The organism is Micromonospora sp. NPDC050200 (genome assembly GCF_040656135.1).
Taxonomy (GTDB): domain Bacteria; phylum Actinomycetota; class Actinomycetes; order Mycobacteriales; family Micromonosporaceae; genus Micromonospora.
In genome coordinates this window covers 58701-68498 of the sequence record NZ_JBFALG010000036.1, presented here as the reverse complement: position 1 = coordinate 68498, position 9798 = coordinate 58701, and the positions used below count along the sequence as shown (strand labels likewise).

The window sequence follows — 9798 nt, the reverse complement described above, 5'->3', positions numbered from 1 at the left end:
AGTCCTGGAAATCGTCATCGAAGGAGAATCCATCCTCGCCCCGGGAGGGCTACTTGCTCTGAACCGCTGGTCTCACCCAACCCTGACACCCAGGGGAACCGCACCACGGGGACGCCGCTCTCGGCGGCGCGACGAGTAGTGGCAACCAGCCGCCGCAGGTGCTCCGGGTCGGTATCCCGTATCGGTGTCTTGACCAACAACGGGCCCTCATCCGTGTCGGCGACCCACTGCCTGCTGGTGTAGCCGGCGTCGAGCCGGCGGATGTCCGCGACTCGCATGCCCGGGCACGCCTCGACCAGGGCGCTACGGACAACATGGGTCCCGACCGTCTCTTCCGTCATCGATTCCTCGTCGGCGGGCATGTCACCCTCCGCCACCGCCAGGTCGTGATTCATGCGAGGAAGTGTGCCAGTGCTGGCGGATCTCCTTGTCGGGCAGTCGTAGACCGTCCGGCCTCCCGGGGGACGGGACAAGGTGGAGCGGGGCCGGTGGGGCCCTGGCAGTTTGCGGTCGGTTCCCATCTTGGGGACAGGTAGGGTCGCCCAATGGCTGACGCTGTCGTGATCCCCGGCGGTATGTTCGGACCGGGAGCGCCCCTGCTCATGTACGCCGGCGATGTAGCCGAGCGGCGGGGCGCAACAGTGCACCGGTACTCCTGGTCGCAAGAGCGGCCGAAGCCAGATGAGCCGGAAATTGAGGGCTGGGTGCGCGGCGAGATCACTCCGCTACTCGACGCTGTCGGTGGTCGTCCGCTGCTTATCGCCAAGTCCCTCGGTACGAATGCGGCAGCAGTTGCCGCCGGAAGATCACTGCCCGCGGTCTGGCTCACGCCCTTGCTCAGTCTGCCGTGGGTGGCCGAAGCGCTGAGCCACGCGACCGCGCCCTTCCTCCTCGTCGGTGGCACGGCCGACAAGGTATGGGACGGTGAACTGGCCCGCCGGCTGTCACCCCATGTGCTGGAGGTGGACGGAGCCGATCACGGTATGTACGTACCCGGTCCGCTCACCGAATCCATCGGGGTGCTCGGTCGTGTCGCGGTCGCCATCGACGAATTCCTCGACGCGATCGACTGGCCGAAATAGGTTGTGTCACGGCGACAACCCGATGATCAACGAAAGCCGCCCCTTCCGGCCGAGGCCGAAAGGGGCGGTCGTGGTTCGCAGGTCAGCGGCCGGCGGGCTTGAGGCCCAGCGGCTTGCCGAGCAGGGACTCCCGGCGCACGGCGAGGCGGTCGGCGACCTGAGCGAGGGCCCTCGACGCCGGGGCGTCCGGCGCGGCCAGCACGATCGGGTTGCCGGCGTCGCCGCCCTCGCGGACCCGGGTGTCCAGCGGGATCTGCCCCAGCAGCGGCACCTGCGCGCCGATCGTCCGGCTCAGCGACTCGGCCACGGCCTGGCCGCCACCGGCGCCGAAGACCTCCATCCGCGAGCCGTCCGGCAGCTCCAGCCAGGCCATGTTCTCGATGACGCCGACCACCCGCTGGTGGGTCTGCAGGGCGATCGCGCCGGCCCGTTCGGCGACCTCCGCGGCCGCGGCCTGCGGGGTGGTCACCACCAGGATCTCGGCGTTGGGCAGCAGCTGGGCCACCGAGATGGCGATGTCGCCGGTGCCCGGGGGCAGGTCGAGCAGGAGGACGTCCAGGTCGCCCCAGTAGACGTCGCCGAGGAACTGCTGCAGCGCCCGGTGCAGCATCGGGCCGCGCCACACCACGGCGGCGTTGCCCGGGGTGAACATGCCGATCGAGATCACCTTCACGCCGTGCGCCTGCGGCGGCATGATCATGTCCTCGACGCGGGTCGGGCGGCCGTCCGCGCCGAGCATCCGGGGCACCGAGTGGCCGTAGATGTCGGCGTCGACCACGCCGACCGAGAGGCCCCGGGCGGCCAGCGCGGCGGCCAGGTTGACCGTCACGCTGGATTTGCCGACGCCGCCCTTGCCGCTGGCCACCGCGTACACCCGGGTCCGGGAGCCGGGCTGGGCGAACGGGATCACCGGCTCCTCGGTGGCGGTGCCGCCGCGCAGCTTCGACTGCAGTGCCTGGCGCTGCTCGGGGCTCATCACGCCGAACTCGATCTCGACACCCGTCACGCCGGGGACCGCCATTACGGCGGCGGTGATGTCGGCGCGCAGCTTGTCCTTCAGCGGGCAGCCGGCGACGGTGAGCAGCAGCTCGACGCGTACGACGCCGTCGTCGCCGACCACGGCGGAGCGGACCATGCCGAGGTCCGTGATCGGGCGGCGGATCTCCGGGTCGTTGACGGTGGCCAGGGCGGCCTGGATCGCGTCGGAGATGGTGCTGACGGGAGCTGACATGCCCGCCATGCTACGTCGGCGGCGATCCGTCGCCGCCGCCAGCGGGGCCGGTGTGAGCGAATCGGTGGCCGCCCGGGCCCCCGGGTCACCGCGCCGGTCAGTCCTCCGGCCGGCCGTCCCGGGCGTAGTCGTCGTCCAGGTCGTCGCGGGGCTCGTCGAGCCCCTCCCCGCCCCGCTGGGCGGACTTCTCCTGCTGCCGACGTTCCAGCCTCTGCCGGCGCTGGGCCGCCTCGTCCAGCTCCTCGGCCAGCCGGGCCAGCTCCGAGCGGAGGAAGTCCCGGGTGGCCACCTCGCCCATCGCGATCCGCAGCGCGGCGACCTCCCGGGCCAGGTACTCGGTGTCGGCCTTCTGCAGGGTGGCCCGCCGCCGGTCCTCCTCCAGCGCCACCCGGTCCCGGTCGGCCTGCCGGTTCTGCGCGAGCAGGATCAGCGGGGCCGCGTACGAGGCCTGCAACGACAGCACCAGGGTGAGAAAGGTGAAGGTGTACGGGTCGAAGCGCAGGCTCGCCGGGGCCAGGGTGTTCCAGCCGAACCAGAGCGCGATCACCACCGTCATGTAGACGATGAAGTTCGCCGTACCCATGCTCCGGGCGATCCCCTCGGACCACCGGCCGAAGGTCTCCTGGTCGATCCGGGGCAGCTTCACGCCCCGGGGCTCGCGGGGCTGGTCCAGCCGCTCGGCCCGGCGCTGCTCACTCATCCGGGGCCGTCCGGTTCCGGGTCGGCGGCGGACGGGGCCGGTCCGGCGTCCCGGTCCCGCCAGTCGCGGGGCAGCGAGTGGTCGAGCACGTCGTCGACGGTGACCGCCCCAACCAGCCGGTTGCTGCGGTCCACCACCGGCATCGCCACCAGGTCGTAGGTGGCCATCCGGCGGGTGATCTCCGGCAGCGGGGTGGTCGGCCGCAGCGGGTCGATGTCGTTGACCACCACCCCGCCGAGCAGGTCGGCCGGCGGCTCCCGGAGCAGCCGCTGGAAGTGCACCATGCCCAGGTAGCGGCCGGTCGGCGTGGTCATCGGGGCACGGGTCACGAAGACCTGCGCGGCCACGGCGGGAGAGAGCTGCTCCTCCCGGATCCGGGCGAGGGCCTCCGCGACCGTGGCGTCGGGCGGCAGGATCACCGGCTCGGAGGTCATCACGCTGCCGGCGGTGCCGGAGGCATAGCGCAGCAGCTGGCGGACCGGGTCGGCCTCGTCCGGCTCCATCAGGTCGAGCAGCACGTCCTGCTCCGGCGGGGGCAGCTCGTTGAGCAGGTCGGCGGCGTCGTCCGGGTCCATCTCCTCCAGCACGTCGGCGGCCCGCTCCCGGTCCAGCGCGGCGATGATCTCCACCTGGTCGTGCTCGGGCAGTTCGCTGAGCACGTCGGCGAGGCGTTCGTCGTCCAGCGCCGCCGCGACCTCGTTGCGCCGCGCGTCGGGCAGGTCCTGGAGGGCGTTGGCCAGGTCGGCCGGGCGCATGTCCTCCAGCACGGAGAGCAGATTGGCCGTACCCCGGTTGTCGGCGATCCCGCTCAGCCCGCGGACCCGGTCCCACTCGACCTGGTGCAGATGGCCGCGGCGGGTGAGCCGGCCGGTCTGCTCGCGGACGGCGACCCGGGACAGCGACCACTCGCCAGTTCGGTTGCACTCCATCGCCACGTCGACCACCGTGCCCGGCTGGCCGCCCGGTTCGAGCTGGACCCGCCGGTCCAGCAGCTCCTGGAGCACCAGCAGCTCGTTGGGGCGTTTTTCGAAGCGGCGCAGGTTGAGGGTGCCGCTGCCGAGCACGACCGCGTCCGCCTCGATGGAGGTGATCCGGTTGATGGACAGGAAGATCCGCCGACGCATCGGCATCTCGGCGACCAGGCCCACCACCTCGGGTGGCCGCTGGGCCGGCCGGATCCGGGCCACCGCGTCACGCACCCGACCCACCTGGTCACCGTTCGGGTCGAAAACGGCGACTCCGGCGAGTCGTGCGAGGTAGACCCGGTTCGGCGTGCTCACGGCAACAGCCTAAGCGCCTAGTGTCTAGCAACATGTCGACCTTGGCCTACGAGATCGTGGACGTCTTCACCGACCGCCCGTTCGCCGGCAACCCGCTGGCCGTGGTGTTCGGCGCCGAAGGGCTGGCCACCGAACAGATGCAGGCGCTCGCGCTGGAGTTCAACCTCTCGGAGACGGTGTTCGTGCTGCCGCCGACCCAGGTCGGCGCCACCTACCGGGCCCGGATCTTCACCCCGGCCGAGGAGTTGCCGTTCGCCGGGCACCCGAGCGTCGGCGCGGCGGTGACCGCCAGCCGGCGCGGAATGTTCGGTGTGGGCAGCGTCACCCAGGAGTGCGGCGCCGGGGTGCTGCCGATCGAGGTCACCGCGACCGGGGCCACCCTGACCGGCGGCACCCCCACCCTCGGGCCGGAGCTGGACCCCGAGCCGCTGCTGGAGATGGCCGGCCTCACCGCCGACGATTACGCCGGCCCGGCGCCCCGGGTGGCCGGCTGCGGGCTGGAGTTCCCCTACCTTCCGGTCCGCCCGGACGCGGTGGCCCGCGCCAGGGTCAACGCGGCGGCGGCCCAGCGGTACGGGGTGGAGCACGTCAGCGTCTTCTCCTGGGACGCCGACGCGCACACCGCGCACGCCCGCGTCTTCGTGCCCGGGCTCGGCGTGCCGGAGGACCCGGCCACCGGCTCGGCCGCTCTCGGCCTCGGCGTCTGGCTGGTCGCCAGCGGGCTGCTCCCCGGCGAGGGGCGCTCCGAGTACGCGGTCCGCCAGGGCATCGAGATCCACCGCCCGTCGGCGCTGGCCTGCACGGTGACCGCAGCCGGCGGTGCGGCGGTCGGCGCCACCGTCTCCGGTCAGGTCATGGCGGTGGCCCGGGGCGAGATCCTGGTCCCGCCGTTCGTCGGCTGAGCGGACCCGGTGACCGGACGGCCGACGTAGGAGAGGATGCCGGTGTGACGGACGAGGTGGACGCCCCACGGTCGACGCCGCTGGTCGACGAGGCGATGAAGAAGGCGGCTGTGGCCTGGGTGAGTGTCGGCGACGGCCCGGCGCTGGCGTTGTGGTGCGTACCGCTGGAGGGTTCGCTCTTCGTGGTCAGCGGGCCGGGTGAGCAGTCCGCGCCCGGGCTGGCCGAGGCGGCCGAGGCGCGGGTGACCCTGCGCGGCGACCACGGCGGGCGGATCGTGACCTGGCCGGCCCGGGTGACCCGGCTGACGCCGGGCACCGAGGCGTGGGAGACCTCCGCCCCGCTGGTGGGGGCGAAGCGGCTGAACGCCCCGGGGCCCACCGCCGACCTGGTGGCCCGCTGGGCGGCCGACGGCTGCGCGCTGACCCGCCTCGCCCCGGCCGGCCCGCCGGACGCCGGCGCGGACCTGCCGGCCGGGTCGCTGGCCGAGGTGCCGCGGGAGACCCCCGTCGTGCGGGCCACCCGCAAGCCGTTCCGCCTGCACAAGGTCCGCCGCCGCTGAGCCGGGGAAGGACCTCGGTCCGGATCAGCACCCCACCGGCACCGCGTCGACCAGCTCGACCACCTCGGTGAGCGAGCCGACGACCGGACCGTGCCAGTCCGGCTCGGCGTCGAAGACCAGGTGCCCGGCCAGGTCGGGGGCGGCCAGCCGCACCCCGGTCATCCCCGCCCGCTGCGCGCCGGTCAGCTCCCGGCTGCCGCCGTCGCCGACGTACAGGCAGTCCTCCGGCCGTACCTCGAGCCGCCGGCAGGCGGCCAGGTAGAGCGCCGGGTCCGGCTTGCACCGGCCGACCTGAACGGAGAAGACCCGCGCGTCGAGCAGCGGGGCGACCGCCAGCTCCGGCAGGAACGCCGGCAGCTCGTGGGTGCAGTCGCTGACCACGCCCGTCCGGACGCCCCGCTCGCGCAGCGCGGCGAGGGCCGGCACCGCGTCCTCGCGTAGCCGGGTGTCGGCGCGTACCGCTTGGTGCCGGGAGGCCACCGCCGCCCGGACGGCGGCGTCGGAGGGGCGTACGCCGGCCTGCGCGCACACCCAGCGCAGGGTCGACTCGGCGTTGCCGTGCCGGCCTGTGGCCCGCTGGTAGAAGGTGCGATCGAGTACCGCGGTGAGCGTGTCGACGGGGCAGCCGAGCAGCTCGGCGGTCATCTGGTGGGCCGAGCCGCGCTGTACGCAGCAAGTCAGGGTGCCGAAGAAGTCGAACAGCACCGCGGGATACCTGGGCATGGGGGGAGCGCCTCCGGACGTCGAGGGGTCGCCGGCGGGGACGCGCATGATCGTAACGGAGTGCTGACGTTCCGTGGTGTCGGGTGTTGTGTGAGTATTGCTCTCCGTGTCTCCCACCCCGCACCGGCCGACGGTGGACCCGTTGACCGTCGGCGTCCTCGCGCTCGCGGTCGCCGCCGTCTCTTCCTCCGCCCCGCTGGTCGCCTTCGCCGCGGCCCCGGCCCTGGCCATCGCGTTCTGGCGCAACCTGCTCTCGGTCGCCGTGCTCGGCCCGTTCTCGCTGGCCCGCCGCCGGGCCGAGTTCCGGGCGCTGACAGTGGGGGCCGGCCGGCGGGAGGGCTGGTACTGCGTGCTGTCCGGGGTGGCGCTGGCCGCCCACTTCGCCACCTGGATGCCGAGCGCGCAGCTCACCTCGGTCGCCGCGGCGACCGCGCTGGGCGCCACCCAGCCGGTCTGGCAGGGGCTGATCGCCCGCTGGCAGGGCCGGCACCTGCCGTACGCGGTCTGGGCCGGCATCGCGGTGGCGGTCACGGGCGCGGTGCTCGCCACCGGCGCGGACGTCGCCGTCTCCGGGCGGGCCTTCGCCGGGGACCTGCTGGCGATCACCGGCGGCCTGTTCGCCGCCGTCTACACCGCCTTCGGTGAACGCGCCCGGGCCACCATCAGCACCACCACCTACACCACCATCTGCTACGGCGTCTGCGCGCTGATCCTGCTGGTGGTCTGCCTGGTCGGCGGGGTGCCACTGCGCGGATACGACTCCGCCACCTGGCTGGCCGTCCTCGGCCTGGTCGCCGGCGCCCAACTGCTCGGGCACTCGATGTTCAACTACGCCCTGCGCCGCGTCTCGGCCACCACGGTCAGCGTGCTGGTCCTGCTGGAGGCGCCCGGCGCCGCCCTGATCGGCTGGGTCTGGCTCGGCCAGCTGCCCCGCCCGCTCGCCCTTCCCGGGCTGGCCCTGCTGCTGGCCGGGGTGGCCGTGGTGGTGCTCGGCGGCGCCCGCGCCGGCCGCCGCCCCGCGCCGGCCCCGGTCCCCGCCGACGCCGTCCCACCCGCCGGCTGACCGGTCGGCTCTTCGCCCAAGTACGCCGATTCCGCCGCCACGACCGCCGCCGGCACGTGAGAGTGCGGGGGGAGGTGGTGACGATGGCGCGGCGACAGGGCGACGACGACGGGCCCGACATTGGCACCGTCGTCACCCCGTCGGCCGAGTTCCCGCCGCTCAACCCGGAGGAACTGGGCACCCTGCGCCGGATCGGTGACCGCTGGCGCGCCGACCAGCCCGGCGAGTTACCGGTCGACCCGGCCCTCGGCCGGCACGGGGTACGCCCCACCCCGACCCGCTTCGGCCGGCTGGCCCCGATCGCCATGTTCCGCCCGGACGAGCCGGGCGAGCTGGTCGCCACCCCACCGGCCAACCTGCCCGGCTCCCGCCTGGGTCGGGCGCTGAGCCGGCTGCGCCGGGGCGTCCTCGGCCCACCGCTGACCAGTTCGGCGGTGCTCTACGAGCGGATGCGCAAGCTGGTGGCGCTGCCGATCCTCTCCTCCGACCTGCTCAGCTCGGTCGCGTACGGGCCGGAGGCGTTGCTGAGCGTGCTGGTGCTGGCCGGCGGCGGGGCGCTGGGGCTGTCCCTGCCGCTGGCCGCCGCGCTGGTCGTACTCATGATCGCCGTCGGCATCTCCTACCGGCAGACCATCCCCGCCTACCCGCACGGCGCCGGGTCCTACATCGTCGCGGGGGACAACCTGGGCGCCGGTGCCGGACTGACCGCCGCGGCCGGGCTGATGCTCGACTACGTGCTGACCGTGGCGGTGTCGGTGGCCGCCGGGGTGCACGCGGTCACCTCGGCGCTGCCCAGCCTGATGCCGTTCACCGTCCCGCTCGGGCTGTTGGTGATCGCGGTGCTGCTCGCCGGCAACCTGCGCGGGGTCCGCACCGCCGGCAACATCTTCGTGCTCCCCACGTACGTCTTCGTGGTCGCGCTGCTGGGGCTGCTGCTGGTCGGTTACCTGCGCGCCGCCGGGCGGGGGTTCGCGCCGGTGCCGCCGCCGGCGGTGCCGGCGGCCGAGGGGCTCGGCCTGCTGCTGGTGCTGCGCGCCTTCGCCTCGGGCGCGGTGTCGATGACCGGCATCGAGGCGGTGTCCAACGCGATCCCGGCGTTCCGCCCGCGGGAGTGGCGCAACGCCCGTACCACGCTGAGCTGGATGGTGGCGACGCTGGTGCTGCTCTTCGCCGGGCTCACCCTGCTGATCCACCTGGACGGCCTGGCACCGACGACCGGGCAGACCCTGCTCTCCCAGTTGGCCCGGCTCACCTTCCCCACCGGCCCCTGGTACGGCGTCATCCAGGCCGCCACCGCGCTGATTCTGCTGCTGGCGGCGAACACCGCCTTCAACGACTTCCCCCGGCTGCTCTTCTTCATGGCCCGGGCCGGCCACGCGCCCCGCCGCTTCCTGCACCTGGGGGACCGGCTGGCGTTCAGCAACGGCCTGGTCGCGCTCTCCGCGACCGCCGCGCTGGTCTTCGCCACGTTCGGCGGGCACACCGAGCAGCTGATCCCGCTCTACGCGGTCGGGGTGTTCCTCGCCTTCACCCTCTCCCAGGCCGGCATGGTGGTGCACTGGCGCCGTCATCGCGGGGCCGGGTGGCAGCGGCGGCTGTTGATCAACGCGGTCGGCGCGACGCTCTCCGGGCTGGTGCTGGTCACCGCGGCGGTCGCCAAGTTCAGTCAGGGCGCCTGGGTGGTGGTGGTCGCCGTGCCGCTGCTGGTGCTGCTCTTCCACCGGGTGCACCGGCACTACCAGGCCCTGAACGCCGCGCTGGCCCTGCGCCCGCCGCCCGTCGCGCCGGCCGAGACCGGCCCGGCCGAGGGCCAGCCCGGGCCGGCCGAGGGCGAGGAACTGCCCCAACAGGTACGCCACCTGGTGGTGGTCCCCATGGCCCGACTCAACCGGGCCTCGCTGCGCGCCCTGGCGTACGCGGTGTCGCTGGGCCAGCCGACGCTGGCGGTGCACATCGCCCCGGAGGAGAAGGAGTCGGACCGGTTCCGCGAGCAGTGGCAGGCCTGGGGGGACCACGTACGGCTGGAGACCATCGTGTCGCCGTACCGGGCGGTGATCGGGCCGCTGGCGCACTACCTGGAGGCGCTGCACGGCACCGCGCCGGAGCTGGTGCTGACCGTGATCGTGCCGGAGGTGGTGCTGCGCCGGCGCTGGCACGGCCCGCTGCACAGCCGTACCGAGCAGCGGCTGCGCCGGGCGTTGCGGGAGCTGCCGGGGGTGGTGGTCACCAGCGTCCCGGTGCACCTGGCGGAGTGACC

General features: G+C 73.7%; 10 protein-coding genes. 5 read left to right on the top strand and 5 right to left on the bottom strand.

Translation table 11 applies throughout. The annotated features are described in order from the left end of the window. Positions 1-14: 14 nt before the first annotated feature. Complete coding sequence (locus tag AB0I41_RS22815) at positions 15-395, bottom strand: hypothetical protein (RefSeq protein WP_357110906.1); 381 nt, start codon at positions 393-395, stop codon at positions 15-17. A gap of 150 nt (positions 396-545) precedes the next feature. On the opposite strand from AB0I41_RS22815, the gene AB0I41_RS22810 reads away from it, so the two are divergent. Continuing rightward, a complete protein-coding gene (locus AB0I41_RS22810) occupies positions 546-1082 on the top strand; it encodes an alpha/beta hydrolase (protein WP_357110904.1) in 537 nt (178 codons plus the stop codon). An 82-nt stretch (positions 1083-1164) separates the two neighbouring features. Here the strand turns inward: AB0I41_RS22810 and AB0I41_RS22805 are convergent, their stop codons facing one another. The 3 genes from AB0I41_RS22805 to AB0I41_RS22795 all read right to left on the bottom strand — a co-directional run bounded on the left by AB0I41_RS22805 (position 1165) and on the right by AB0I41_RS22795 (position 4293). Further along, the gene (locus tag AB0I41_RS22805; RefSeq protein WP_357110901.1) at positions 1165-2313 is read right to left on the bottom strand and encodes a P-loop NTPase; all 1149 of its coding nucleotides are present in this window, start codon (positions 2311-2313) and stop codon (positions 1165-1167) included. A 97-nt stretch (positions 2314-2410) separates the two neighbouring features. Then, positions 2411-3013 carry a DUF1003 domain-containing protein gene (locus tag AB0I41_RS22800; protein WP_357110898.1) on the bottom strand — a complete coding sequence of 201 codons (603 nt, stop codon included), beginning with the start codon at positions 3011-3013 and terminating at the stop codon, positions 2411-2413. Continuing rightward, the gene (locus AB0I41_RS22795; protein ID WP_357110895.1) at positions 3010-4293 is read right to left on the bottom strand and encodes a CBS domain-containing protein; all 1284 of its coding nucleotides are present in this window, start codon (positions 4291-4293) and stop codon (positions 3010-3012) included. Before AB0I41_RS22795 ends, AB0I41_RS22800 begins: the two co-directional genes overlap by 4 nt. Before the next feature lie 32 nt (positions 4294-4325). Here AB0I41_RS22795 and AB0I41_RS22790 point away from each other — a divergent pair, with 32 nt between their 5' ends. Both AB0I41_RS22790 and AB0I41_RS22785 read left to right on the top strand, forming a co-directional pair. Next, entirely contained in the window at positions 4326-5195 is an 870-nt protein-coding gene (locus AB0I41_RS22790; protein WP_357110892.1) for a PhzF family phenazine biosynthesis protein, read from the top strand. A 44-nt stretch (positions 5196-5239) separates the two neighbouring features. Continuing rightward, complete coding sequence (locus AB0I41_RS22785) at positions 5240-5755, top strand: hypothetical protein (protein WP_357110889.1); 516 nt, start codon at positions 5240-5242, stop codon at positions 5753-5755. Positions 5756-5779: 24 nt separating this feature from the next. Here AB0I41_RS22785 and AB0I41_RS22780 read toward each other — a convergent pair whose 3' ends face one another. Next, on the bottom strand, positions 5780-6478 hold the full coding sequence (locus AB0I41_RS22780) for an HAD family hydrolase (RefSeq protein WP_357110886.1): 699 nt from the start codon (positions 6476-6478) through the stop codon (positions 5780-5782). A 106-nt stretch (positions 6479-6584) separates the two neighbouring features. On the opposite strand from AB0I41_RS22780, the gene AB0I41_RS22775 reads away from it, so the two are divergent. Beyond that, a complete protein-coding gene (locus AB0I41_RS22775) occupies positions 6585-7541 on the top strand; it encodes a DMT family transporter (RefSeq protein ID WP_357110883.1) in 957 nt (318 codons plus the stop codon). 83 nt (positions 7542-7624) lie between these two features. Beyond that, positions 7625-9796, top strand: coding sequence for an APC family permease (locus AB0I41_RS22770; RefSeq protein ID WP_357110881.1), 2172 nt, complete (start codon positions 7625-7627; stop codon positions 9794-9796). Positions 9797-9798: the final 2 nt, after the last annotated feature.